We start from the raw sequence: 24,818 nt of genomic DNA on the forward strand, positions 1-24,818 counted from the left end.
TCACACGTCCAGGTCGACCACCACCGGCGCGTGGTCGGAGGCGCCCTTGCCCTTGCGTTCCTCGCGGTCGACGTAGGCGTCCTTGACGGCCTTGGCGAACGGCTCGTTGCCGTACACCAGGTCGATGCGCATGCCGCGGTTCTTCGGGAAGCACAGCTGGCGGTAGTCCCAGTAGGTGAACGGCCGGTCGTACTTCAGCGGGCGCGGCACGATGTCGTCCAGGCCCGCCTCGCGCAGGGCGGCGAGCGCGGCGCGCTCGGCGGGGGTGACGTGGGTGGAGCCCTCGAACGCCGTCACGTCGTAGACGTCCTCGTCGGTCGGCGCCACGTTGTAGTCGCCCAGGACCGCGAACGGGCGGCTGCCCCGCGCGTCGCCGTACACGGCCGTCTTCAGGGCCTCGAACCACTGGAGCTTGTAGGCGTAGTGCGGGTGCTCCACCTCGCGGCCGTTGGGTACGTACACCGACCAGACGCGGACCGGGCCGCAGGTCGCCGAGATGGCGCGCGGCTCGGTCACGCCGTCGTAGCCGGGGTCGCCGGGCAGGCCCTTGACCACGTCCTCGATGCCGACGCGGGAGAGCACCGCCACGCCGTTCCACCGGCCGGTCGCGTGGACCGCCGACTCGTAGCCCAGCTCGCGGAGCTGGTCGAACGGGAACTGCTCCTCGGCGACCTTGGCCTCCTGGAGGCAGAGCACGTCGGTGTCGCTGCTCTCCAGCCAGGCCAGCAGCCGGGGCAGGCGGGCGGTGATCGAGTTCACGTTCCAGGTGGCGATGCGCATGCCTCACAACCTACCCGGAGCCTGTGACAACCGGCTCAGACCTCCGCCGCCGCCCCGGGTGCCAGCCGCTGGTGGTCGGTGCCGCCCAGGCGGCCGAGGTGGCCCTCGTAGATCGGCAGGGCGAGGTCGGTGAGCAGGGCGTCGTGGACGTCGTAGGCGCGCCGCGGGGCGACCTCGCGGACGTAGTCGATCACCTCGGAGATCTTGTTCCAGGGGGCCATCACCGGCACCAGCAGCGTCTCCACGGGGTGGTCGGGGACGGTGAGGGCGTCGCCGGGGTGGAAGACCGCGCCGCCGTCGACGAGGTAGCCGACGTTGGTGACGCGCGGCAGGTCGGGGTGGATCACCGCGTGCAGCTCGCCGTGCACCTGGACGTCGAAGCCGGCGGCGGTGAAGGTGTCGCCGTGGCCGACGGTGTGCACCCGGCCCGGGAACGCGGAGGTGATCCGCTCGGCGACGGACCCGAGCGTCCAGATCTCGGCGGCCGGGTTGTTCTCCATGGCGGCGCGCAGCCGGAACTCGTCGAAGTGGTCCGGGTGCTCGTGTGTGATCAGGATGGCGTCCGCGCCGAGCGCCGCGTCCTGTTCCGAGAACCCGCCCGGGTCGATGACGAGCGTCCGGCCCTCCTTGTCGAGGCGGACGCAGGCGTGGGACTTCTTCGTGAGCTTCATGTCTCCCATCTTCACGCCCGCGCCCGCCGCGCGCGGCCCTACTCGGCGGGTGTGGTCTCCTCCCGGATGACCCGCTGGGCGACCCGGAAGGCGCTGTTCGCGGCCGGTACCCCGCAGTAGACGGCGGTCTGCAGCAGCACCTCGCCGATCTCGGCCGGGGTCAGTCCGCTGCGCAGGGCCGCCCGGGTGTGGGCGGCCAGCTCCTCCAGATGTCCGCCGGCGACCAGCGCGCTCAGCGTGACGCAGCTGCGGGTACGGCGGTCCAGGCCCGGCCGGTCCCAGATCTCGCCCCAGGCGTAGCGGGTGACGAACTCCTGGAAGTCCCCGGAGAACCCGTCGGAGTCCGCCAGCGTCCGGTCCACGTGCGCGTCGCCGAGCACCTCGCGGCGGATCTTCAGCCCGGTCTCGTACCGGTCGGGCGAGCCGTCGGCCCCGGCGGGTACGGCGGCCGGGGCGATCTCGGCGACCGGCGCGGCCTGCGCCGGCACGGCCGGGGCGGGCGCCGGGACGGCGGTCGCGGCGGCGGCCGGCAGGGCGGTCTGGCCGGTGTCGAAGGGCTGCTGCCAGGCGGTGGAGAAGTGGTGGACGAGCAGGTCGGTGACGGCGGCGGGCTGCTCGACCGGCACCAGGTGGGAGGCGCCGGGCACGACCGCGAGCCGGGCGTCGGGAATGCCGGCGACCAGGGTACGGGCCTCGGCCGGGCCGGTGACCTGGTCGTCGGAGCCGACCAGCACCAGCGTCGGCACGCCGACCCGGCCCAGCTCGGGCCGTACGTCGAAGGAGGCCAGGGCCTCGCAGGCGGCGATGTAGCAGCCCGGGTCGGTGGTCCGGACCATCTGCACGGCCCACTCGGTGATCGCGGGCTGTGCGGCGGCGAACCCGCCGGTGAACCAGCGGTCGGGCGCGGTCCGGGCGATCGGGTCGAGCCCGTTGGTACGGACCACCACCCCACGCTGGCGGAACTCGTCCGCCGTGCCGAACCGGGGGGAGGCCGCGACCAGCGCGAGGGAGGCGAGCCGCTCGGGGTGGCGCAGGGCCAGCTCGATGCCGACGGCACCGCCGAGCGCGCAGCCCGCGTAGCCGAAGCGCTGCACGCCGAGCGCGTCCAGCGTGGCCAGCAGCCGGCCGGCGAGCTCCGCGACGGAGCCGGCGGGGTGCGCGGGGGCGCCGCCGTGCCCCGGCAGGTCGAACCGGAAGACCCGCCACTGCTTGGCCAGCTCCGGCACCTGACGATCCCACATGTGCCAGGTGGTCCCCAGCGAGGGACCCAGGATCAGGACGGGGAGGTGCTCTGGCCCGTCAAAGCGGTACTGCAGCGTTTCGATCTTTGCTTCCGTCACGGGTTCACACCTTCATCTGTCACGATCTGTCACACGCTCCCTGCGAGACCTCCCCATGCCTCCGCTGCCGGAAGCAGGTCCGCCACGTCCGGCTTCACGTACCACTTCTTCGTCGTCTTCACGTGCGTGTGCCCGGCCCCCGTGGCGGACAGGTGATCCGGCGCACCGTTGTCGGCGAGATACATCAGGCAAGACGCCTGAGCATCGTACCGACGGTCCCCGCCCAGGCCGGCCTGCCGCCGAACCGTCCCGTCGTCGCCTTCAGCCGGCATCGGTCGCGAGTGCCGTGCGGGCCACCACCACGAGTTCCTTCATCGCCGTGCGGACCTCCGCCAGGAGGTCACCGCCGATGCGGGCGGGCCGCCCCTCGTCGTCCACCAGCCCGGACAAGTCCGCGCCGAGGGCGTCGGCATGGAGTCTGCCGAGTTCCCGGACCACCTCGTTCGCCGCGTCGCTCACCGCCTGCGGTCCTTCCAGATCCACTTCGGCCAGCAGCCGCATGAGAGCCGGGAAACGTTCGTCCAAGGCGAGGCCGAGCGGCCCGAGGGCGGCCTCTCCCGTGTCCTCGTCCACGAGATCCATCACGGCCTGCACGGCTTCACGGCTGCCGGTCAGGAAGTGCCGCCCGCTCCGGGAGACGGCGGGGTTCGCCCGGAGGTCACCCGAGCAGCAGATGCCCGTGGTCGGCGAGCACCGCACGCGCCTCGGGCACGTCCTCGTACGCCCGGAGTCGACGCAGGACCGGTGGACCTCCCGGCAGCCGCACCGGCTCCGAGTGATCAAGGCTCGGAAGGAGCGGCTGCGGGAGCCGAACGCCGGATGAGTCAGCCCCGGCCGGGGTTCCGTCGCGTTACGACCTGCCGCCCTCGCCTCCGCCCCGTGAGACACGCTCGCCACGGCTCGCAGCCATCCGGAACAGCAGAGGCGAGCGAATGTTTCGACGGTCCAAGCGAATCCTGCGAGAGGGATTGACGGGGATCCGCCGCCCCCCGATCATCCATGTGCCGGTAGACCGGCCGACGTTCGAGATGACGAACGTGCATCTTCGCCCCCGCACGGCACCTCCAGGTAACGCCCGCCCGCAACGGCCGAGCCGCAAGGAGTACGCCCCATGGTCCCGTCATGGCCGCATCACCCACTGTCCCGTCGCCGCGCGCTGACGGCCGTCACCGGCCTGGCCGCCGGCGCGGTCCTCCCCCTGGCCGAGGCATCCCCCACCACCGCCCTTCCCCTCGCCGGGGCTGCCCCCGGTGCCGCCGCCACCTACACCAACCCCGTGATCTGGCAGGACTTCGCGGACATCGACGTCATCCGCGTCGGTGACACCTACTACGCCTCGGCCTCGACCATGCACTACTCGCCGGGCGCGCCCGTCCTGCGCTCGTACGACCTGGTGAACTGGGAGATCGCCGGGCACTCGGTGCCCGTCCTCGACTTCGGCGCCAAATACGACCTGAACGGCGGCCGCGGCTACGTCCGGGGCATCTGGGCGTCGTCGCTGGCCTACCGTCCGAGCAACAGGACCTTCTACTGGCTCGGCCAGATCGACTTCGCCAGGACGTACGTCTACACCGCCACCGCCGCCGAAGGGCCGTGGAGCCGGCTCACGACGATCGGCACGCCCTACTACGACGCGGGGCTGCTCGTCGACACCGACGACACCCTGTACGTGGCGTACGGCAACACCACCATCAGCGTGGCCCAGTTGTCGCCCGACGGCCGCACCCAGGTGCGCACGCAGCAGGTGTTCACCACACCGTCGAGCGTCGGCACCCTTGAGGGCTCCCGCTTCTACAAGATCAACGGGCAGTACTACATCTTCCTGACCCGCCCCGCGAACGGTCAGTACATCCTGAAGTCCTCCAGCGGTCCCTTCGGCCCGTACACCATGCGGCAGGTCCTCCTCGACCTGCGCGGGCCGATCCCCGGCGGTGGCGTGCCGCACCAGGGCGGGCTGGTGCAGACGCGCGGCGGCGCCTGGTACTACCTGGCCTTCGTCGACGCCTACCCCGGCGGCCGGATGCCCGCGCTGGCGCCGGTCACCTGGACCCCGGACGGCTGGCCCGTCGTACAACTGGTGAACGGCGCCTGGGGCACCACCTATCCCAGCCCGGCCGTGCCCGCACCTCCCCGCCAGGTCACCCCCATGACCGGCGTCGACACCTTCGACGGCACCACCCTCGCACCGAGATGGGAGTGGAACCACAACCCGGACAACACCAAGTGGTCGGCCGGCGGCGGTCTCACCCTGCGGACCGCGACCGTCACCAACGACCTCTACTGGGCCCGCAACACCCTCACCCACCGCATACAGGGCCCCACTTCCACCGCCACGGTCCAGCTCGACCACTCCGCGATGCGGGACGGCGACCGGGCCGGACTGGCGCTGCTGCGTGACTCCTCCGCGTGGATCGGCCTCAAGCGCGACGGCGGCGTCACCCGGGTGGCGATGGTCGGCGGCCTGACCATGGACGCCAACTGGAACACCACCGGCACCGGCACCGAACTCGCGAGCGCGCCCATCTCCGGAAGCCGGATCTGGCTGCGCGCGAGCGCGGACATCCGCCCCGGCGCGCCACGCCCCGGCACCTTCTCCTACAGCACCGACGGCACGACCTTCACCCGTCTCGGCCCGGACTTCACGCTGGGCAACGACTGGCGGTTCTTCATGGGCTACCGGTTCGCCCTCTTCAACCACGCCACACGAGCACTCGGCGGCGCCGTCCGCGTCACGCGGTTCGAGCTGTCCACGCCCTGACCGGCCCCGGACCGCGGCAGCCCGCCCGTGGCCGCCTGCCCGCGGCCGCGAGGCGGCCCGGACACGCTCGACCGAGCGGCGGATCGCGGCCGTCAGGCGCTCGCGCGGACGACCAGGCGGGTGGGGAGGATCAGCGGGGTGGGGTCCTGCCCGCCCACGAGCGCGACGAGCATGCGCGCCATCTCCCGGCCGAGTGCCGTGATGGGCTGGCGGACGGTGGTGAGGGGCGGATCGGCGACCCGGGCCACGGCGAGGTCGTCGAAGCCGACCACCGCGACCTCGGCGGGAACCGGCCGGCCGGCCTCGCGCAGCGTGCGCAGCGCCCCCACCGCCATGTTGTCGTTGGCGGCGAACACCCCGTCGACGTCGCCGTGTCCGGCCAGCAGCGCGGCCATGGCGGCGGCTCCGCCGGCCTCGGTGAAGTCGGCCTCCACGGGCGGCAGCGGATCGATACCGGCGCCCAGCATGGCGTCCCGGTAGCCGCGGTACCGGGCGCGCCCGGCCTCGGTGTCCAGCCGCCCGCACAGGGTGGCGACGCGTCTGCGGCCACGGGAGAGGAGGTACTCGGTCGCCTCGCGCGCCCCGCCGGCGTTGTCGGCGTCCACGTACCACCGGGGCGTCGAGCCGACGGGGCGGCCGCCGAACACGACGGGCATCTCGGCCTGTTCGGCCAGCGCGGCCAGCGGGTCGTTCTCGCGCAGCGCCATCAGCATGACGCCGTCGGCGCCCTTGCCGCGCAGGAGTTCGGCCACCCGTTCGCGGCCCCGGTCGGACGCGGCCAGGCACAGCATCAGATGCAGGTCGGCCTCCTCCAGGGCGGCCGACGCCCCCACGATCACCTGGGCGAAGAACGGATCCGCGAAGATCGACGGATCCTCTCCGGAGACGACCAGGGCGGCGGCTCCGGTCTGCCGGGTCGCGAGGGCGCGCGCGGTCGGATTGGGTACGTAGCCGAGCTGCCGGACGACCCGCTGGACCGCCTCGCGTTTGGCGCGGCTGACGTGCGGGGCGTTGTTGAGCGCGCGGGAGGCCACGGAGCGGGAGACACCGGCGCGTTCGGCCACCTCGTCGAGCGTCGGCTGGCGACGCGGCGCACCTTCTGCCATCAGCGTGGAGCCTTTCGGTGCGTCGGCCTCCGGCCGTGGACCGGGAGCGCCGAACGGGACTGGAACCGCTTCCAGTTCCCGGACTCTAGAGCCTGCGACGCCTCGCGGGAAGACCCGGGAGCCGCTGTGAACCGCGGGGCGTGCGGCGGCCCTTGACAGCTCCGGCAGCCCGCCACACGATTACCCACCACACCCCGTAGGCCGCACGGCGCTATGGGACCGCTTCCAATGGGAGCGCTCCCATCAGGGCCGTCTTATCACCGCACCTCCTCAGCGCGTCGCCCGCCCGGGACGAGGGCGTGCACGCGTCCCCCCAGGAATCGAGGTACCGTCATGCGCCGCAGGATCCGCGCCCTGGTGGCAGGCCTGTTCGCTCTGCCGCTGGCGTTCGCCGTCGCCCCGTCCGCTCACGCGGCCGACCCCACCACCATGACCAGCGGGTTCTACACGGACCCCGACTCCAGCGCGAAACGGTGGGCCGCCGCCAACCCCGGCGACGGCCGGGCCGCCGCGATCAACTCCTCGATCGCGAACACCCCGATGGCCCGCTGGTTCGGCTCCTGGAGCGGCAGCATCGGCACCGCCACCGGGGCGTACGCGGGCGCCGCGGACGCCCAGGACAAACTGCCCCTGCTGGTCGCCTACAACATCTACAACCGCGACTACTGCGGCGGGCACTCCGCCGGCGGAGCCTCCTCGGCGTCCGCCTACGCGACCTGGATCGCCCAGTTCGCCGGCGGTATCGCCGGCCGCCCGGCCGTCGTACTCCTCGAACCGGACTCCCTCGGGGACTACGGCTGCATGACCCAGGCACAGATCGCCGAGCGCCAGTCCATGCTCACCGGCGCCCTCGCCCAGTTCAGCCGCCAGGCCCCCAACACCTGGGTCTACCTGGACGCCGGGAACCCGGGCTGGGCGAGCGCGGCGACCATGGCCCAGCGCCTCAACGACGCCGGCCTCCGCCAGGCCCACGGCTTCTCGCTCAACATCTCCAACTACTTCACCACGGCCGAGAACACCGCCTACGGCAACGCCGTCAACAGCGAACTGAGCCGCCGCTACGGCTACACCAAGCCGTTCGTCGTGGACACCAGCCGCAACGGCAACGGCTCCAACGGCCAGTGGTGCAACCCCTCGGGCCGCCGCATCGGCACCCCGACCCGGCTGGGCGGAGGCGCCGAAATGCTCCTCTGGATCAAGACTCCGGGTGAGTCGGACGGCAACTGCGGCGTCGGAACCGGCTCCTCCGCCGGGCAGTTCCTCCCCGAGGTCGCCTACAAGATGATCTACGGCTACTGAGCCGCCCCGCCCCCGAGCCCCTGGCCGCACGGCCAGGGGCGCCCTTCGCCCGCTCCCCCACCCCTCGACCAGGAGCAGTCATGACAGCACGCAGCCTGAGACGCGGCATGGCCGCCGCCGTCGCCGCCCTCGCCGCCTGCGCGGCGCTCACCGCCACGCGGGCGGAGGCCGCACCGGCGCGGGACGAGGCCACCTTGGCCACGAGGTTCTACGTGGACCCGCACAGCAAGGCCGCCGAGCAGGCCCTCGTGGACCTGCGGAGCGGCGACCTGGAGAACGCCGCGAACATGGCCAGGCTCGCCAGCTGGCCACAGGCCACCTGGTTCACCGGGGGCACGCCCGAGGAGGTGCGGGGCAAGGTGAACAAGCTGGTCCGCCGGGCCGGGGCCGTGCACCGGACGCCCGTACTCGTCGCGTACAACGTCCCGGGCCGGGACTGCTCCCAGTACTCCGGTGGCGGAGCCGCCTCCTCCGCCGCCTACCGGCAGTGGATCGACGCCTTCGCCGCCGGCATCGGCGACAGCGGTGCGGTGGTCGTGGTGGAACCGGACGGTCTGGCCCTGCTGCCCAAGGACTGCGGGCCCACCACCGACCCGAGCGGTGACCTCACGGCCATGCGCGTCGCCGACCTCGCCTACGCCGTCAAGACCCTCAAGGCCAAACCGCGCACCGCCGTCTACCTGGACGCCGGCAACGTCCAGTGGCGGGCCGTCGGCGACATCGCCCAGCGGCTGCTGGACGCCGGGGTCCGCCAGGGCGACGGCTTCTCGCTGAACGTGTCCAACATGCACCCCACCGACCACAACGCCCGGTACGGCGGCTGGGTGGCCAAGTGCATGTGGTTCGCCACCGAGGGTCCCGAATGGGCTCGTGGCCACGCGGACTGGTGCGCCGGCCAGTATTACTCGTCCGCCGCCCCGAACGACGGCACCCCCGGCAACAGCGTCTCGTCGGCCGACCCCGCCACCTGGCGGTGGACCGACGCCTGGTTCGACCAGAACGTGGGTACGCCGTCGGCCGGTGAACTGAGCCACTTCGTCATCGACACCAGCCGCAACGGTCTCGGTGCCTGGACGCCGGAGCCGGGAAAGTACAGCGGCGACCCGGAGCCCTGGTGCAACGCGCCCGGCCGCGGCCTCGGCCCGCGTCCCACCGCCGACACCGGTGTCCCGCTCGTCGACGCCTACCTGTGGATCAAGATCCCCGGGGAGTCCGACGGCAGCTGCACACGCGGCACCGGCGGCACGATCGACCCCGAGTACGGCATCGTCGACCCGCCCGCCGGCACCTGGTGGCCCGACCAGGCGCACACCCTGGCCCGCAACGCGGCCCCACGCCTGACATTCAACCGCTGAGCAGGGCCCGGCCGGAGGGAGGCGGGGCCCTCCGGCCCGGTCGAGACGTGACTCATCGATGGCGTCTTTGCTCCGCTCTGACTGCCGTGTCGAACGGTCGTGCAGTCATACCGCGAGAATGCTCTTTTGTGCAGAACAACGACGAGGACAGAGAGTCAGTGGGCGAGACGAAGTTGTCCGCCGAGGAGGCTGAGGAGTTCTCCAGGCTGGTGAGTGACCTGACAGGACTGATGGTCTCGGTGAAGGTCGAGGCGGAAGCCCCTGTGCCGGGGGCAGCCGTCCGGCTCGCTGAGCGAATCCGCGCATACCTGGGCCAAACAGACTGTCGTATCCAGGACGAAAACGACGGTACAGACGCGGCGCTGGGGCCGATCAGCGGGAACACCGACGACCCCGGACCCGTGTTGAGAGCTGCGATGACCGCTCTTGGCGGCAGTTGGGAGGACGTCACCATCACGACGAACACCATGGGGCCCGTGCACTACGTCACCGGCACCGCCGGGCACAGCCCGGATCAGGCTGGTGCCACACGGATACATCTATGGGCGGCTAACGCATGGGCACTCGTCCGCTACGCCGAAGAACACTCTTGAGCCCGTGCGCCCTGCCATGACAGGCAACACTGGCCAGTGGCCGGGCCGGTCCGACTTCGATGGCAGACAGTCCACGTCCGCTGTCACAGGACGGCCTCAGGCGAAACCCGACGGCCGGGAACCGTGACACCCGACTCGGGGGCGAATTCCGGCGGCCGAGGGCCATGACACCCGCCCCGAGGGCGAAATCCGGCGGCCGTGGCACCCGGCTCAAGGGTGGATCCCGGTCCTCACTCCCGCGATCCGTCCGGCCGGGTCGAAGGTGACCTCGGCCGCCCCGCCGCCGGGCAGTTCGGCGACGATCCGGTCGCCTTCCGCGCGGTGCGGGACGCCGTGGTGGTCGAAGTACCCGCTGACGACGTGCCGGGCCGAATGGCCGATCAGCCGTGCGCCGGTGAGCAGCGTCCGCGGCAAGGCGACCGCGTCCAGGCCGGCACGCGGCACCCGGGGGTCGTCGGGCAGGAAGTACACCTGAGTGGCCGGCCCCGCCGGGGCACCGATGTATCCGGGTGCCCCGGCCACCCCCATGCCGGTGAAGGCGAGTGTCTCGGCGGCCCGGCGCGGATCCGGGAAACCGGACAGGTCCAGGACCTCTTCGGTCAGTTCGGCGATACCGTGCGCCCGCCCGTACCGCTCGACGCCGGCGGCCGAGGAGACCACCGCCGTGCCCCGCAGCCCCGGGTTCGCCCAGCCCCACATCCAGGACTGCTCCGAGGTGTCGTACGTCCCCAGCACACCCACGCGCAGTTCCAGGTCTCCCTGCCGGTAGAGGCATGCCTCCAGGTCGGCGGTCCAAGGCCCCTCGGGCAGAAACGCGGTCAGGGTCTCCAATTGGACGGCGCCCCATGCGGCATGCCGCTCGGCCTCCCGGAGGAAGGCATCGCTGAATTCACTCGCCATGGCCACACTCTATGAGCCGGCGATCATGCGAGCACACCTGGAGGACCGGCCCGGCGGTGCTGTTCACTTGGGTGTCCGTGCCCGCGGGCGCGGCTCCGGGACGGCGGTCTGCCCGGGAGGGGACTTGACCAGCCACAGGCCGGTGAAGACCGCGGTGACCCAGGTGGCGACGCCGGCGGTGATGAAGGCGCTGTCGAGGCCGGCCTCGAAGGACGCGCCCCTGGACTGACGTCCGAGCACGATGGCGCCGAGCACGGCCACGCCGAGCACCGCGCCGATCTGCCGGGCCGTGCTGCTGATGCCCGAGGCGAGACCGCCCTCCCGCGGGCCGACGCCCTGGATGGCGGCACCGGTCAGCGGGGACATGGCCAGGGCGAAGCCGGCACCACTGACCGCCAGGCGCCACCAGGTGTTCCCGTAGGGGGTGTCCGCGTGCACGAAGCCCAGTGCCAGCAGCCCCGCGCCCGCCACCACCAGGCCGGTGGTGACCACGGCCCGGAAGCCGTACCTCGCGGCCAGCCGGCCGGCGAACGGGCTGACCAGCGCCATGCCGAGCGAGATGGGCAGGGTCTTCAGACCGGAGCCGAGAATCGAGCCGCCCTGCACGACGACGAAGAACTGGGAGAAGAAGAACACCGACCCCATGAGCGAGAAACCGACCATGAGCATGGCCGCGTTGGACACCGTGAACAACCGGTTCCGGAACAGCCGCAGCGGCATCATGGGCGCGTTCCTGTGCCCCTCCACGGCGATGAACGCGGCGGTGACCACCAGTGCGGCGGCGAAGCAGGCGAGGATGACCGGCGAGGTCCAGCCCTCGGCCCCGCCCTCGATCAGCCCGTAGGTCAGCGCGCCGACACCCAGGATGGACAGGACGGTGCCCGGGACGTCGATGGCCGGCGCGTCCGGATTGCGGGACTCGGTCAGGGTGGGCAGCGCGGCCAGCAGCAGGGCCGCCCCGATGGGCAGGTTGACCAGGAAGATGGCGCGCCAGTCGAACGCCTCCACAAGGAGGCCGCCGGCCAGCGGCCCCGCGGCCAGGCCGATGCCGCTGATACCGGCCCACAGGCCTATCGCCTTGACCCGTTCCCGCGGCGCGGGGTAGGCGTCGGCCAGCAGGGCCAGCGAGCCGGGGCTCATCGCCGCGGCCCCGATACCCTGGAGCACCCGGCCGAGCACCAGCCAGCCCAGCGAGGGGGCGACGGCGCACACCAGTGAGGCGAGGGTGAAGACCACCGTGCCGGACAGGTACACCCGCTTGCGGCCGAAGCGGTCGGCGAAGACGCCGCCGGTCAGCAGCAGCATGGCGACCAGCAGGACGTACGCGTCCACGATCCATTGCAGCCCGGACAATCCGGTGTGCAGGCGCTGCCCCATGTCGGGGAGGGCCACCCCCACGATGGTGCTGTCGAGCAGCACCATGAACTGTCCGACGCAGCTCATGGCGAGTACGACCGCTCGGTTCGGCCGGGCTGCTACGGGCACAAGGCGACCTCTTCCACCGCTGCTCGGCTCCCGCGTCACGTCAGGGCACCGTGCGGTGAGTCCTCGGCACACAGCCGCAGGATCACGTCCAGCAACTCCGGGAAACGCTCCCGCAGTTCGTCGGTGCGCAGCCAGATGCGCCGGTACCGGCCGTCCACGGCCATCCTGACCACTCCGGCTTCGCGCAGGATCCGCCAGTGACTGGTCAGCGTTGATTTCGGCACTCCCAGATCCTCGACGGCACAGGTCCGCCCGGGATCGGCGTAGGTCCGCCGCACCAGCTCCAAGCGCACCGGATCACCGAGCGCGTACAACACGGAGGCCAGCGTCAGCGACTCAAGCGCAGGTTCGGGTAGCGGTCGCATGTCCGGGACCCTAGCAGAGTACGACTGTTCGGGATAGCCGAACTGACACTGCTCCATTACAAACCGGGGGTTCGGTTTACAAGACGAGATTCGCCGTTGGACAATCAAGTCCCCGTTACCGAGTGATCACTGAACGGAGTTACGGTGGATATGCTGCGAAACGAGTCCGCCGCATGAGGCAAGTAAGGGCCGAAGAGACCCGCAACGCCCTGCTTCTGGCCGCCGCCCAGATATTCGACCGCGACGGCTACGAGGGCACGACGCTGGCGACGATCAGCGACCGCGCCGCGGTGAGCAAGGGCGCGCTCTCGTTCCACTTCAGCAGCAAGTCGGCGCTCGCGGACGCCGTGCAGTATCTGTCGTGCGAACGCTCCCGCACCGAGCTGAGGGCCCTGGACGATCCCCGGGTCCCGGCCCTGCGGACGCTGGGCGACATGGTGCGCGGGCTGGCGGGCCGGCTGGCGACCGACCCGCTGACCCGGGCCGGCCTCAGGCTGGCCCGGGAGCGCGGACCGTCCTCGGGGCCGGCCATGGACTGCCGGCTCGCCTGGCGCGCGGTCCTCCGGCAGGCGGTGCTGCGCGCGCGGGAGGAGGAGAGCCTGCGGCCCGGCGCCGGTGTGGAGTCCGTCGTGGACCTGGTGCTCGCCCTCGCGCTCCATCAGGAGGCGGTCCCCGCGGACCGCGACCCGGAGGCCTGGCTGACCGACGCCTGGGAACTGCTGCTCCCCGCGCTCGCCGCACCGGCCTTCGCCGACCCGCTCACACCGACATCCGGCTGACGGGGGGGTGTTGGTTCCGGCCCGGGGGTGAAACGACAGCCGGTCGTCATCGGGTGGCCGGCCACGTCGACGGCGACCGGCGGCGAGCCGGTTCATCCACCGGCCCGCGTCCGAACGGGAGCCGGCCGGTGCACACCGGGCCGGTACGCACCCGTCCCGGGTCCCGGCGTCTCCCGTCCACCGGCCGCGCTCACCGGCCCCACGCCCATGGGCCCGCGCTCATCGGTTCCGCACTCATCGGTTCCGCACTCATCGGTCTCCCGCCGCCTGGACACCCGTCGGGGTACGACCGGGGCCCACGCGGTGCCGGAGCCGATGCCTCATCGGTGCCGGATCCCATGCCCAGTCGATGCGGGGAGCCGGTGCGGGAATCGGTGCGCAACCGGTGCCAGTGCCGGTGCCCGACTTGTGCGGGAGCCGGTCCTGCGGAGGTCAGCTCGCCGGTTCCGCCACCAGCGCCGCGGCGTCCGCCGCGCGCATCTCGGCGAGCACCCGGGTCCCTCGGTCGGGCCCGAAGTCGAGCTGCGCGAAGATCGCGGGCATCGCGACGCTGGGCAGCGTGTAGGCGAAGATCGAGGAGATGCGCTCTTCCAGGTCCTCCCACTCGGACGTCACCTCCGAGACTATCTGGGCGCCGACCCAGGAGCTGACCAGGAAGCGGCCCAGTTCCTCGGGCACCACGTGCGGGTAGACCTCGCCGTGCTCCTTGGCCGCGAACACCATGGAGGCGAACCGAAGCGCCCACGCCTTCCAGGGGCCGCCGTCGGTCAGTTCCTGCAACTGCGGCTCCATCGCCAGCTTGGCGCCGGCCCGCAGCATGATCTCCTGCGGCAGCCGACAGGCCAGGGCCATGGCCTCGTCGACGAGTTCCTGGAGCTTGTAGGTGCGCGGCGGATACCCCTGTTCCGTCACCTGCTGGGCGAAGATGCCCTGTACCAACTGCTCCTTGGAAGCGAAGTGGAAGTACAGGGCCCCTCGCGTGACCTGGGCCTTGTCGAGAATCTGCGCGATGCTGGCACCGTGGTAGCCGTGCTGCGCGAAGACCTCCGCCGCTGCGTTCAGGATGGCGCCACGGGTTCGGATCGCGCGCAACTGCTGTGCCATGTGTTCGTCCTCTCGTCCGCGCCACGCCACCCCCTCCGAGCTGACGCGGATGCCTGATCCCGGCCCGCGAAGTGCACGCCGGGAGACAAAAGAAACCAGATGATTGGTACTTTACCAATCTGCCGAGCCGGGCCGTCGCGGCGTGAGAGCCGGAACTCACCAGGCTCCGGCACCGCCGTCCACCGCCATGGTGGCACCGGTGACAAAGCTGGCCTGGTCGCTGCAGAGCCACACCGCGACCCGGGCCACCTCCTCCGGATCGGCCACCCTCCCCTGCGGATTGCGGCGGCGCATGCGTTCCTCGGCCGCCGGGTCGCGGGCGAAGACACCCTCGGACATCTCCGTCCGGGTCAGTCCGGTGGCGAGCGCGTTCACCCGGATGCCGTGCTCCGCGTACTGCGCCGCGGCCGACTTGGTCAGGCCGAGCACGGCGTGCTTGGCGGCCACATAGGGCGCCCCCTGCGAGGTCGCGCGGACCCCGGCGATGCTGCTGTTGTTGACGATCGCGCCGCCCGTCCCGTTCGCGAGCATGGCCCTGATCTCGTGTTTCATACAGAGCCAGACGCCGCGGACGTTCACGTCGAGCACCGTGTCGTAGTCGGCGTCGTCCGTCTCGTGCAGCAGGGCCGGTTCGGTCGTCGTACCGGCGTTGTTGAACGCGGCGTCGAGCCTGCCGTACCGGTCGACGGCGAGCCGTACCGCCCGCTCCACGTCCTCGGCACTGGTCACGTCACCGCCGGCGCAGGCGACTTCGGCGCCCTTGTCCCGCAACTCGGCCGCCAGCTCGTCCAGTCGGGACAGCCGGCGGGCCATCAGAACCAGCGCGGCGCCGTTGCGCGCGCCCACCCGGGCCGCCGCCGCGCCGATGCCGCTGCTCGCCCCGGTGACCAACAGGACCTTGCCGGCCAGCAGTCCGCCTTCCGGTGTCACGCCACCGCCTTTCCGGGCGCGCCGGCCCAGAGCGCGCCGGCCTGCGCCTCGGCGTCGATCGTACGCAGCAGCGCGTCGTCGATCTCGTCCAGGGAGCCGACGACATGGCGCGCTCCGGCCTCCACCATGAGCTGCCGCTGGTAGCCGTGCTCGAAGTCGCTGGGGTGGCCGATGAACGGGGCACCCAGTTCGCGGGCCGCCTCGGCGACGCGGGCCACGTCGTCCACGAACAGCACCTCGTCGCAGGCGAGCCCGGCGATGTCGACGGCGATCTCGTACAGGCCGGGACGGATGTCGTTGGTGCACACGTACCGGGGTGCGTCGAACAGGTCGGCCAGGTCTCCCAGGTAGCGCTCGAAGTGCGAGGCGTCGAGACCGCCGTAGCAGACGGTCCGCAGCCCCAGGGCGCGGAGTCTGCGCAGCAGTTCCACCGCGCCGTCGAGGACGTGGACCGGGTGGTCGGCGAGGTAGCGCTCGCGCTCCTCGAAGTAGACGGCGATCGTCTCCATCGGGGAGGTCTGCATACCGCACACATCCGCGAGGATCCGGCCCGCGACCGCCTGCGGCTGGGAGAAGATCCGGCGCTCCAGGTCGGCGGAGTAGGTGCCGCCCCGGCTCGTGACGAAGTGGTGGATGACGGGGCTGAACGTGTCGTTCAGCAGGACTCCGTCGATGTTGAGCGCGGCCATGCGGAGCTTGCCGAGCTGCTCGGTCATGGATTCATCTCCCTCCCGCGATCCGCCGACGCTTCGTGCGGACAGCGAATCGAGTAAACCTGACGACCGGTTCAGATCCTCACACGGGTGCCGCCGATAGTCCATGGATCATGTTCCGGCGTCTCGGCTCCCGGGATGTGCTGTCCACGGACGGTGGCCTGGACGTCACACCGGGAGGGGGCTCGCCACAGGCCGCTAGTACGCTGGTCGGACATGGTTCCGGGCGTCCGCACGGGCGCGCGGAGCAGACCGGACGGCCGTGCGTGGACGTCCGGCGTCGGCAGCAATTGCCAAGGGGGGTATGCAGAGTTGACGTCGGAGGCAGCACGTGCGCGGGCGCGGTCCCGCCCGCGCCCGACAGGCACGGCAGCGCGTTGCCCGTCGCGCTCTCACCCGCCCCGCCGCGCCCGGCGGCCACTGGCCGGGAAGGACGGCGAAGGCTGGAAAAAAAACCGGTCAGTACGTACAGTGGCGGCCGTCGCACACCGCTCGGCTCGATCCGCACTCCGCCCAAGCCCGTCCAGGCTTGGCCTGCGTACCGGCAGCACTCCGTTCTCGACTGCCCAGGGGGAGAGGCAATGACTACGTTTGCGCCCATCGACAGCATGATCACGGACTTCCAGGCGGCCCTGCCCACCACCACACCCGTCGGACCGGCCACATTGACGACAACCGTCCCCAAGGAGTACGTCCACCGCTCGGCGGTCACCGAAGTCTTCCTCACCGGCTGGCGGCAGACGGACGCGGACACCTGCACGGTCACGGCCCAGTGGCCGCGGGCCCACACCTTCTACGGGCCCGCCGACGGCTTCCACGACCCGCTGCTGTTCAGCGAGACACTGCGGCAGACGGTGCCGCTGCTGTCCCACGCGGTCTTCGGCGCGCCCATGGACCACAAGCAGATATGGCGTGATCTCCACGTCTGCCTGGACCCGGCCGCGCTGCGCGCCGGGCTCACCCCGGCCGACGTGGAACTGCGCATCCGCTGCTCGGACGTCGAGCGGCGGGCCGGTGTGCTGCGCGGGATGCGGATGGAGGTGACCGCCACCCGCGACGGGCAGTACCTCGGTACGGCGGAGACCTCGTTCAGTTCGCACAGCAGGGCGCTGTACCGGCGGCTGCGCGGGGCCTACGCGGACGCCGAGCGGGCCATGGCGGCGGCCGTCGAACTGCCGCTGCCGCTCCAGCCCGGGCTGGTCGGCCGGGACCGCCCGCACGACGTGGTGCTCTCGCCCCGCGGCGCGGACGGCCGCTGGCAGCTGCGGGTGAACACCCTGCACCCGATCATCTTCGACCACCCGAACGACCATGCTCCCGGCATGCTGCTCCTGGAGGCGGCCCGCCAGGCGGCCCAGCACCACCTCGGCCCGGCGCCGCTCCTCGCCACGGGCCTGGACGCGGCCTTCCACCGGTACGCGGAGCTGGACGCCCCGGCCTGGGTCGCGGCCGGGACGGCCGCCGACGGCCGCGTCCGCGTGACCGTCGAACAGCACGACGCGCTCGTCTTCGAGTGCACGGTGACGACCCACCCGGCCACGGCCTGACACCGGGAGTGTCCGCCTGGTCGTGGGCGGGGGCGAGGTCAGGGGGCGCTCGGCGGCCGGGGACGGGAACAGCTCGGCGGACCGAGAGGGAGCGGCGGGGTCCGGTGGGCCGGGGGTAGGAACGTAGGAGCGGACCGGTGCCCGGGGGCGCGGGCCCTCGCCTGGTCGTCGGGTGTCCGGCGGGCGCAAGGCCCCCCGGCGGACCGGGGGGCGGGGTCAGAGGTCGTCGGGTAGGGCGAGGCCGGTCAGGGCGCCCACCGGGTCGGAGTCCGGGGTGCCGCGGGGCCACCAGTCCTCCTTGCCGGGCTCCGACTCGTAGGCGTACCACAGTCCGTCGCGGCCCAGCCGCAACTGGACGTGGCCGCGCGGATGGGTGAGGCGGTTGCGCCAGGGGCGGAAGGCCGGCAGGTCGGCGGCGAGCAGCAGCGGGCGGGCCCGGTCGAAACGGCCGGCCGGCGGATCCCACGGCTCCTCCAGGACGGCCAGCCCCGCCTCCCCGCCCTGCCGCCAGGCAGCGACGGCGCGCGCGAGATCGGCCGGGGTACGGCCGGTGGCGTCGGCGAGCGCGGCGTACAGCGTGCGGGTGGCCGCGGTCAGTCCGGAGCCGGGGCGGGCCGCGGCGAGGCGCACCGCGTCCTGCCACAGGGACAGTTCACCGACCGGATCGTGCCCGGTGGTGAGCAGCGCGTGGGCGCGGGCGGCGGCGTCGGTCGCCAGCTGGTCCAGCGCGAGGGGGTCCGGGCCGCCGGGCGCCGAGGGGTACACAGGGGGCTGCTCGGGGTGCGGCGGCACGGGCGACGGGCTGGGCAGCGGCGGGAGACGGCGGGGCGCCAGGACGTCGGCGGCCCGGACACCCGGCAGGGTCCGCGGCTGCCGTTCGCGCGCGGCGCGGGCCGCGCGGGCGGCGCTGCGCCGGGACAGCGCGTCGAGCAGTTCCCTCTCGCCCCGGCCGCGCAGCAGGAGGAGGACGAAGGGATCGGCGTCGAGCAGACGGGCCGTCTGGTAGCACAGGGCGGCGGCGTGCTTGCAGGGGTGGCCGGAATCGGGGCAGCTACAGCGCGGGACGAGGTCACCGGGGCCGGGCAGCAGCGGCACACCGCAGTCGGCCAGCGACTGGGGCAGCTCCTTGTCGAGCAGGGCCGCGATGTGTCCCGGCCGGTCGGCCGCGGCGTCCAGGAACCGCTCCCAGTCCGTGTCCTCCAGGGTCCGCACCCGCACCTGCACCCGGTACGGCCGGGGCCGGCTGCCCCGTACGTACGCCAGCACCAGTCCGGGGGTGACCGTGATGGCGTCCACCTGCCCCTGGTCGGCGTAACCCCGGCCGCGCGCCAGCCGCTTGGCGTCCAGCGCGCCCCGCTCCAGGGCACCGACCCAGGCGTTGCCCCACCAGGTGCCGGCGAACGGCTCCCCAACGCCTCCGGCCTCCCGGGCGGGGAACGCCGGGAAGGTACGACGGAGTTCACCGTCGCGGTGGGGGGTGCCCATGGTCCCGGCGCCGAAGTACGACCGCGCCGCCGCGCCGGTCTCCGACGGCCGGCCGTTCTCCGGCTGCCGGCTGGTCTCCGGCTGCCGGCTGGTCTCCGACGCGCGGTCCGTCTGCGCCGGCTCCGGCGTCACCGGGGTCGGTTCGACGGGCGGGGTGGCGGCGGGAGCGGTGTCCTCCGGGTCGCCGTCGGCGGTGTCGGTCCCCGCGGGCATCCGGAAGGCGGTCGCCAGGTAATGCCGCATGTCCTGTACGGCCTTGGCGCGGGCGGCCCCCGCCTCCTGCCCGGACCGGGACGAGGTACGCGACGCGGCGGAACGGGCCGACTCCGGCACCCGCCGCGCGCGCCGCGCCCCGGCGGCCCCCGTGGCCTCCGCGCGCGCCGCTTCCCGCCGCGCCGCCCGCAGCGCCTCCCGGGCGACATCACCGGGGCGCCGGCCGGCGGTACCTCCGGTACGCGCACCGGCACGGGCATCGTCCGGACCGGCTCCCCGCGCCGGGGCGCCACCCTCCGGCGCGTCCGTACGCACGGAACCAGCGCTCCCCGGCCCGGCTTCCACCGGACCCGGCACCACGCGCTCCCCCTCGCCCGGACCCGGCTCCGCGCGCTCTTTCCCGGCCGTACCCGGCGCACCTTCCCCGAGGGCCGGACCCGACGCCGTACCCGCCGCCCCCTCGACCGCCTCCAGCGCCGTACCCGTCCCCTCGGCCGCCCGCTCCCCCTCGGCCGGAACGGGCGTCGTGTCCGACCGCTCGGTGAGCGCCCGCTGCCGGGCCTGGCGCAGGGCGCGGCGGGCCGCGTCGGCGGGGTGGGGGTGGCCGGGGGGCGTCATGGCGTCCTCCGCAGGGAGACGAGGTCGGACAGTTCGCGGTCCGTCAGCTCGGTCAGGGCCGCCTCGCCGGAGCCGAGGATGGCGTCGGCGAGGGCGCGCTTGGCGGCGAGCATCTCGGCGATGCGGTCCTCCACCGTGCCCTCGGTGACCAGGCGGTGGACCTGGACGGGCTGGGTCTGGCCGATGCGGTAGGCGCGGTCGGTGGCCTGTTCCTCGACCGCAGGGTTCCACCAGCGGTCGAAGTGGACGACATGGCCCGCGCGGGTGAGGTTCAGGCCGGTGCCGGCGGCCTTCAGGGACAGCACGAGCACCGGGGTCTCCCCGCTCTGGAAGCGGTCGACCATGCGCTCGCGCTCCGGCACCGGTGTGCCGCCGTGCAGCAGGTCGACCGGGATCGCGCGGGCGGAGAGATGGGCGGTGAGCAGCCGGGCCATGCCGACGTACTGGGTGAAGACGAGCGCCGAGCCGTCCTCGGCGAGCAGGGTGTCCAGCAGCTCGTCGAGCAGGGCGAGTTTGCCGGAGCGGGCGGCCAGGCGCTCGGGGTCCGGCCGCTCCTTCAGATACAGCGCCGGGTGGTCGCAGATCTGCTTCAGCGCGCCCAGCAGTTTCAGCACCAGGCCCCGCCGTGCCATGCCCTCGGCCGTCTCGATGGCCAGCATCGACTCGCGCACCACCGCCTCGTACAGCGCGGCCTGTTCCCGGGTGAGCGGCACCGGGTGGTCCGTCTCGGTCTTCGGCGGGAGCTCCGGCACGATGCCCGGGTCCGACTTCTTGCGGCGCAGGAGGAAGGGCCGCACCAGCCGGGACAGCCGCTCGGCCGCCTCCGTGTCCTCGCCGCTCTCCACCGCGCGGGCGTGCCGGGCGCGGAAGGACTTCAGCGGGCCGAGCAGTCCGGGGGTGGTCCAGTCGAGCAGGGCCCACAGTTCGGAGAGGTTGTTCTCCACGGGGGTGCCGGTGAGCGCCACGCGCGCGGGGGCCGGGATGGCGCGCAGCGCCTTGGCCGTGGCCGAGTACGGGTTCTTCACGTGCTGCGCCTCGTCGGCGACGACCATGCCCCAGGGCCGTTCGGCGAGGTGGGCGGCGGCGGAGCGCATCGTGCCGTAGGTGGTGAGGACGAAGCCTCCGTCGACGCCGTCCAGGGTGCGGTCCTGGCCGTGGAAGCGGCGGACCGGGACGCCGGGCGCGAACCGGGTGATCTCCCGCTGCCAGTTGCCGAGGAGGGAGGCCGGGCAGACGACGAGGGTCGGTTCGGTGCGGGCCCGTTTCAGGTGCAGGGCGATGAGGGTGACGGTCTTGCCGAGGCCCATGTCGTCGGCGAGGCAGCCGCCGAGGCCGAGGGAGGTCATCAGGTCGAGCCAGGCCAGCCCGCGCAGCTGGTAGTCGCGCAGGGTGGCACGCAGGCCGGGGGGTGCGGTGGCGGGGCGCAGGCCGGCGGTGAGCCGGTCGCGGAGGGCGGCCAGCGCGCCGACGGGGACGGCCTCGACGGTCTCGCCGTCCACCTCGGCGGTGCCGGTGAGGGCGACGGACAGCGCGTCGACCGGGTCGAGCAGGCCGAGTTCCCGTTTGCGGGCCTTGCGGACCAGCGCGGGGTCGACCAGCACCCAGCGGTCCCGGAGCCGTACGACCGGGCGGTGGGCCTCGGCGAGGGCGTCCATCTCGGCCTCGTCGAGCGGTTCGCCGCCGAGTGCCAGCTGCCAGCGGAAGCCGAGCAGCTCGCCGCTGTCGAAGAAGCCGGTGCCGTCGGTGGCGGAGCCGGGGGCGGGGCGGATCACGGCGGTGGCGGTCAGGTCGCGGGCGAGGTCCCGGGGCCAGTGCACGGCGACTCCGGCGGCGGCCAGCCGGCTCGCCGCGACACCGAGCAGGTCGTTCAGCTCCTCCTCGGACAGGGCGAGGACGTCGGGCACGTCCTGCTCGGCGAGGCGGTCCAGCGGCGGCCAGACCCGGGCGGCGCGCCGGACGGCGAGGGCGGCGTCCACGCGCGCGCGGGGCCCGAACGCCGGGTCGGCCTCTCCCGCCCACAGGGCCGCCGCGTCGGCCACCAGGGTGGGGTCGGCGAGGCTGTGGACCTGTACGACGGCGGCTCCGGCGGCGCGGGCACCCTCGCTGGTGCCGCCGTCGAAGACGTCGTACGCCGACAGGTCGAGGCGCAGCGAGAGGCGGACGCCCGCGTCCATCCCGGCGGCGACCTCGGCCGCCCACTCCTGTGCGGCGGGCAGGCTCTGGGGGGCCTGGGCGGCGAAGGGCCGGCCGGAGGCGTGGGGGGCGGCGGGGGTGCGCGGCAGGGTGTCGGCGACCGCGTCGAGGAAGGAGCGGACGAGGGCCTCGGGCTCGGGCAGCCGCAGCGCGCCGGGGCCGGGGAGGGGGACGGCGTGGCCCTCGGGGGGCAGGGCGGCGGCGATGGCGCGCAGGTGGGCGAGGTCGTCGGGCTGCAGCGGGCCGGCCCGCCAGGCGTCGTGGCCGGCCGGGGTCAGGCCGGGCAGCAGCCGGCCGCGGGCGACGAGCCGCAGCGCGTGCAGGGCGGCGGCGCCCCAGCAGGCGGTGGCCGGGTGGGCGGCCGGGTCGCGCCGGGCGCGCACCAGCAGCGGCAGGGCCCCGGCGAGCGGCAGGGTCAGCGCGGGCACCCGGTGGCGGCGCGCTCCGGCGCCGTGGCGGCGGACGACCGTCAGCTTCTCGGCCGTGCCCCCGGGTGCCGGGGGCAGCGGGTCGCCCGCGGGGTCCCAGAAGGCGAGGCGGCCGTCGCGGGGCAGGGGTGCGGGCAGATAGACGCACGCGAGGCGCACCCAGGCCGGGTGCCCGGCGTGGGTCTCCGGGGAACCCTCCGTGTACGCGGCCACCGCGGCCGTTCCGCTCGTCATCCGTCCCGCCACCTCCCGCCCGGGCGTCGCACCAGTCGTCCTCGACTCTACGGGCGGGGTCTGACAATCGGCTCCGGGGCCCGGTCCGGGCCCCTGGTCAGGGGACCGTGCGGGAGACGACGAACACCATCGGGCGCCGGGGGTCGGACAGGTTGACGACCACGTCCTGGGTGGGCGCGGGGTTCTTCTGCTCGTGGGTCAGCCCCCACCAGGGGCCGGGGCCGCCGAAGGTCCAGCCGCTGACCTCGCGGTCGCGCTCGCCGATCGTGAGCTCGTCCTTCCGCAGCTGTTCCCGGCGTACGCCCATGGCCTCCAGGAAGCTGTCGAGGCCGGCGGGGTTGGTGCGGAACTGGACGTAGAGGCGGCTGGTCTTCCAGTTGTTCGTCTCGTAGTAGGCGATGTCGTCGGCGGGGTGCGGGACGGCCACCTGGTAGAGGCGGCGCTGCACCTTGGACGGCCAGCCCGCGGTCAGGCCGGTCGCGGAGTACTTGGCCTCCTTGTCCTTGCCGCTGTCGCGGCTCTGGTTGGCGGAGATCACCAGATAGCCGGCCGGTACGCCGATGAGCAGGACGATGATCAGCAGGGTGAGGGCCCGGCGCCGGGCCTTGTGCCGGGGGTCCTCGGCGGGCCGGTCCGGCCGTGGTGGCGGACCGGCCTGGTGCGGCAGCGAGGGCATCATGCGGTGTCCCGGTCCCGGCGGGCCTGGGCGTAGCGCTCGTAACGCTCGTAGCGCTCCACGCGGCGCCGCTTGGCCCGGCGGAACCGGCGGGCCACCAGCCGGGCCAGGTCGGCGGCGCCCACCATGCCGGCCTCGGGACCGAGCTGGGCGCGGGTGATGCGGGCCTCGGGGCGGTAGCCGCGCCCGGTGAGGTGGCGCTTGAAGGCGTCCCGGGCCGGGCCGATGAGCAGGTCGTCGGCGGCCGAGACGCCACCGCCGATGACGAAGCAGGACGGGTCGAGGGCCGCCGCCAGGTTGGCGATGCCGACGCCGAGCCACTGGCCGATGTCCTGGAGCAGTTCCACGCACATCGCGTCGCCCTCGCGGGCCAGCTCGGTGATCATCGGGCCGGTGATGTCGTCGATGTTGCCCTTGACGTGCTCGATGATGCCGTAGGCCACCGGGGAGTCGGCGGCGGCCAGCTCCTTGGCCTCGCGGACGAGCGCGTTGCCGGAGCTGTACTGCTCCCAGCAGCCGCGGTTGCCGCACGGGCAGCGGTGGCCGCCGGGGACGACCTGCATATGGCCGAACTCGCCGGCGACACCGAACTTGCCGCGCTTGACCTGGCCGTCCTCCAGGATGGCGCCGCCGATGCCGGTGCCCAGGGTGATCATGACGAGGTGGTCCTCGCCGTGACCGGCGCCGAAGCGCCACTCCGCCCAGGCGGCGGTGTTGGCGTCGTTGTCCACCAGGACCGGCACGGACAGCCGGCTGGCGAGGCGGTCGCGCAGCGGCTCGTTGCGCCAGGACAGGTGGGGGGCGAACAGGACGCGGTTGCGGTCGGCGTCGACCCAGCCGGCCGCGCCGATGCCGACCGCGTGCACGTCGTGCCGGTCGGACAGGTCCAGGACCAGCTCGACGATGGTGTCCTCGACGACCTTCGGGCTCTTGGACTTGTCCGGGGTCTCCGTGCGGAGCTTTTCCAGGATGTTGCCGTCGGCGTCCACGACGCCCGCCATGACCTTGGTGCCGCCGATGTCGATACCGACCGTGGGCACGCGGGGCGCGGTCAGGTGGGACCGGCGCTCCCTGGTGCCGACGGTGCGCAGGACGGGGGCTCGGCGGGAGCCGATGGGGGCGGTGAGGTCGCGGTAGGTGCTCATCGTTGGTCGATTCTGCCGCACGCTCACGCCGAGTGCCGTACGGGGCGGGGAGGGAGGGGGCGCGCGTCCGGTGCGGGCCGCGCGTCCGGTGCGGGGCAGGC

The 24,818-nt window shown here is 73.1% G+C and carries 21 protein-coding genes; 6 read left to right on the top strand and 15 right to left on the bottom strand.

Going from position 1 to position 24,818, the window contains the following annotated elements; translation table 11 throughout:
- The 4 genes from ABD350_RS03130 to ABD350_RS03145 form a co-directional block, all read right to left on the bottom strand.
- Positions 1 to 780 (bottom strand): exodeoxyribonuclease III, encoded by a 780-nt coding sequence (locus ABD350_RS03130; RefSeq protein ID WP_344346098.1) that lies wholly within the window; start codon positions 778 to 780, stop codon positions 1 to 3.
- Positions 781 to 815: 35 nt separating this feature from the next.
- Positions 816 to 1,451 (bottom strand): MBL fold metallo-hydrolase, encoded by a 636-nt coding sequence (locus ABD350_RS03135; protein WP_344346100.1) that lies wholly within the window; start codon positions 1,449 to 1,451, stop codon positions 816 to 818.
- 38 nt (positions 1,452 to 1,489) lie between these two features.
- Complete coding sequence (pcaDC, locus tag ABD350_RS03140) at positions 1,490 to 2,791, bottom strand: bifunctional 3-oxoadipate enol-lactonase/4-carboxymuconolactone decarboxylase PcaDC (protein ID WP_344346101.1); 1,302 nt, start codon at positions 2,789 to 2,791, stop codon at positions 1,490 to 1,492.
- A 261-nt stretch (positions 2,792 to 3,052) separates the two neighbouring features.
- Positions 3,053 to 3,490 carry a hypothetical protein gene (locus ABD350_RS03145; protein WP_344346102.1) on the bottom strand — a complete coding sequence of 146 codons (438 nt, stop codon included), beginning with the start codon at positions 3,488 to 3,490 and terminating at the stop codon, positions 3,053 to 3,055.
- A gap of 412 nt (positions 3,491 to 3,902) precedes the next feature.
- Here ABD350_RS03145 and ABD350_RS03150 point away from each other — a divergent pair, with 412 nt between their 5' ends.
- Positions 3,903 to 5,549 (top strand): glycoside hydrolase family 43 protein, encoded by a 1,647-nt coding sequence (locus ABD350_RS03150; protein ID WP_344346103.1) that lies wholly within the window; start codon positions 3,903 to 3,905, stop codon positions 5,547 to 5,549.
- A gap of 92 nt (positions 5,550 to 5,641) precedes the next feature.
- Here ABD350_RS03150 and ABD350_RS03155 read toward each other — a convergent pair whose 3' ends face one another.
- Positions 5,642 to 6,655, bottom strand: coding sequence for a LacI family DNA-binding transcriptional regulator (locus tag ABD350_RS03155; RefSeq protein ID WP_344346104.1), 1,014 nt, complete (start codon positions 6,653 to 6,655; stop codon positions 5,642 to 5,644).
- A gap of 333 nt (positions 6,656 to 6,988) precedes the next feature.
- On the opposite strand from ABD350_RS03155, the gene ABD350_RS03160 reads away from it, so the two are divergent.
- The 3 genes from ABD350_RS03160 (at position 6,989) to ABD350_RS03170 (ending at position 9,902) form a co-directional block, all read left to right on the top strand.
- A complete protein-coding gene (locus tag ABD350_RS03160; protein ID WP_344346105.1) occupies positions 6,989 to 7,954 on the top strand; it encodes a glycoside hydrolase family 6 protein in 966 nt (321 codons plus the stop codon).
- Between the two features lie 80 nt (positions 7,955 to 8,034).
- Positions 8,035 to 9,309 carry a glycoside hydrolase family 6 protein gene (locus ABD350_RS03165; RefSeq protein WP_344346106.1) on the top strand — a complete coding sequence of 425 codons (1,275 nt, stop codon included), beginning with the start codon at positions 8,035 to 8,037 and terminating at the stop codon, positions 9,307 to 9,309.
- Between the two features lie 128 nt (positions 9,310 to 9,437).
- The gene (locus ABD350_RS03170) at positions 9,438 to 9,902 is read left to right on the top strand and encodes a hypothetical protein (RefSeq protein WP_344346107.1); all 465 of its coding nucleotides are present in this window, start codon (positions 9,438 to 9,440) and stop codon (positions 9,900 to 9,902) included.
- Between the two features lie 210 nt (positions 9,903 to 10,112).
- Here ABD350_RS03170 and ABD350_RS03175 read toward each other — a convergent pair whose 3' ends face one another.
- The 3 genes from ABD350_RS03175 to ABD350_RS03185 form a co-directional block, all read right to left on the bottom strand.
- The gene (locus ABD350_RS03175) at positions 10,113 to 10,802 is read right to left on the bottom strand and encodes a DUF6882 domain-containing protein (protein WP_344346108.1); all 690 of its coding nucleotides are present in this window, start codon (positions 10,800 to 10,802) and stop codon (positions 10,113 to 10,115) included.
- A gap of 63 nt (positions 10,803 to 10,865) precedes the next feature.
- The gene (locus ABD350_RS03180; protein ID WP_344346109.1) at positions 10,866 to 12,245 is read right to left on the bottom strand and encodes an MFS transporter; all 1,380 of its coding nucleotides are present in this window, start codon (positions 12,243 to 12,245) and stop codon (positions 10,866 to 10,868) included.
- A gap of 77 nt (positions 12,246 to 12,322) precedes the next feature.
- Positions 12,323 to 12,652 (bottom strand): ArsR/SmtB family transcription factor, encoded by a 330-nt coding sequence (locus ABD350_RS03185; RefSeq protein WP_344346110.1) that lies wholly within the window; start codon positions 12,650 to 12,652, stop codon positions 12,323 to 12,325.
- A gap of 173 nt (positions 12,653 to 12,825) precedes the next feature.
- Here ABD350_RS03185 and ABD350_RS03190 point away from each other — a divergent pair, with 173 nt between their 5' ends.
- Positions 12,826 to 13,431: a TetR family transcriptional regulator gene (locus ABD350_RS03190; RefSeq protein WP_344346111.1), complete on the top strand. Its 606-nt coding sequence runs from the start codon at positions 12,826 to 12,828 to the stop codon at positions 13,429 to 13,431.
- A gap of 432 nt (positions 13,432 to 13,863) precedes the next feature.
- Here ABD350_RS03190 and ABD350_RS03195 read toward each other — a convergent pair whose 3' ends face one another.
- From ABD350_RS03195 to ABD350_RS03205, 3 genes are all read right to left on the bottom strand, one after another.
- A complete protein-coding gene (locus ABD350_RS03195) occupies positions 13,864 to 14,535 on the bottom strand; it encodes a ScbR family autoregulator-binding transcription factor (protein ID WP_344346112.1) in 672 nt (223 codons plus the stop codon).
- Positions 14,536 to 14,691: 156 nt separating this feature from the next.
- Positions 14,692 to 15,465 carry an SDR family NAD(P)-dependent oxidoreductase gene (locus tag ABD350_RS03200; RefSeq protein WP_344346113.1) on the bottom strand — a complete coding sequence of 258 codons (774 nt, stop codon included), beginning with the start codon at positions 15,463 to 15,465 and terminating at the stop codon, positions 14,692 to 14,694.
- Positions 15,462 to 16,181 carry an HAD family hydrolase gene (locus ABD350_RS03205; RefSeq protein ID WP_344346115.1) on the bottom strand — a complete coding sequence of 240 codons (720 nt, stop codon included), beginning with the start codon at positions 16,179 to 16,181 and terminating at the stop codon, positions 15,462 to 15,464. The genes ABD350_RS03200 and ABD350_RS03205 overlap by 4 nt, the downstream gene beginning before the upstream one ends.
- Positions 16,182 to 16,759: 578 nt before the next feature.
- On the opposite strand from ABD350_RS03205, the gene ABD350_RS03210 reads away from it, so the two are divergent.
- Positions 16,760 to 17,725, top strand: a complete 966-nt coding sequence (locus ABD350_RS03210; RefSeq protein WP_344346117.1) for a ScbA/BarX family gamma-butyrolactone biosynthesis protein — start codon at positions 16,760 to 16,762, stop codon at positions 17,723 to 17,725.
- Positions 17,726 to 17,941: 216 nt separating this feature from the next.
- Here ABD350_RS03210 and ABD350_RS03215 read toward each other — a convergent pair whose 3' ends face one another.
- The 4 genes from ABD350_RS03215 to ABD350_RS03230 all read right to left on the bottom strand — a co-directional run bounded on the left by ABD350_RS03215 (position 17,942) and on the right by ABD350_RS03230 (position 24,717).
- Complete coding sequence (locus ABD350_RS03215; RefSeq protein ID WP_344346119.1) at positions 17,942 to 20,041, bottom strand: SWIM zinc finger family protein; 2,100 nt, start codon at positions 20,039 to 20,041, stop codon at positions 17,942 to 17,944.
- Complete coding sequence (locus ABD350_RS03220) at positions 20,038 to 22,896, bottom strand: DEAD/DEAH box helicase (RefSeq protein ID WP_344346120.1); 2,859 nt, start codon at positions 22,894 to 22,896, stop codon at positions 20,038 to 20,040. The genes ABD350_RS03215 and ABD350_RS03220 overlap by 4 nt, the downstream gene beginning before the upstream one ends.
- 97 nt (positions 22,897 to 22,993) lie before the next feature.
- Positions 22,994 to 23,575, bottom strand: a complete 582-nt coding sequence (locus ABD350_RS03225) for a sugar kinase (protein ID WP_344346121.1) — start codon at positions 23,573 to 23,575, stop codon at positions 22,994 to 22,996.
- A complete protein-coding gene (locus tag ABD350_RS03230; RefSeq protein WP_344346122.1) occupies positions 23,572 to 24,717 on the bottom strand; it encodes an ROK family glucokinase in 1,146 nt (381 codons plus the stop codon). The genes ABD350_RS03225 and ABD350_RS03230 overlap by 4 nt, the downstream gene beginning before the upstream one ends.
- Positions 24,718 to 24,818 lie beyond the last annotated feature (101 nt).

Origin of the sequence: Streptomyces nogalater (assembly GCF_039532885.1) — a bacterium.
Taxonomy (GTDB): domain Bacteria; phylum Actinomycetota; class Actinomycetes; order Streptomycetales; family Streptomycetaceae; genus Streptomyces; species Streptomyces nogalater.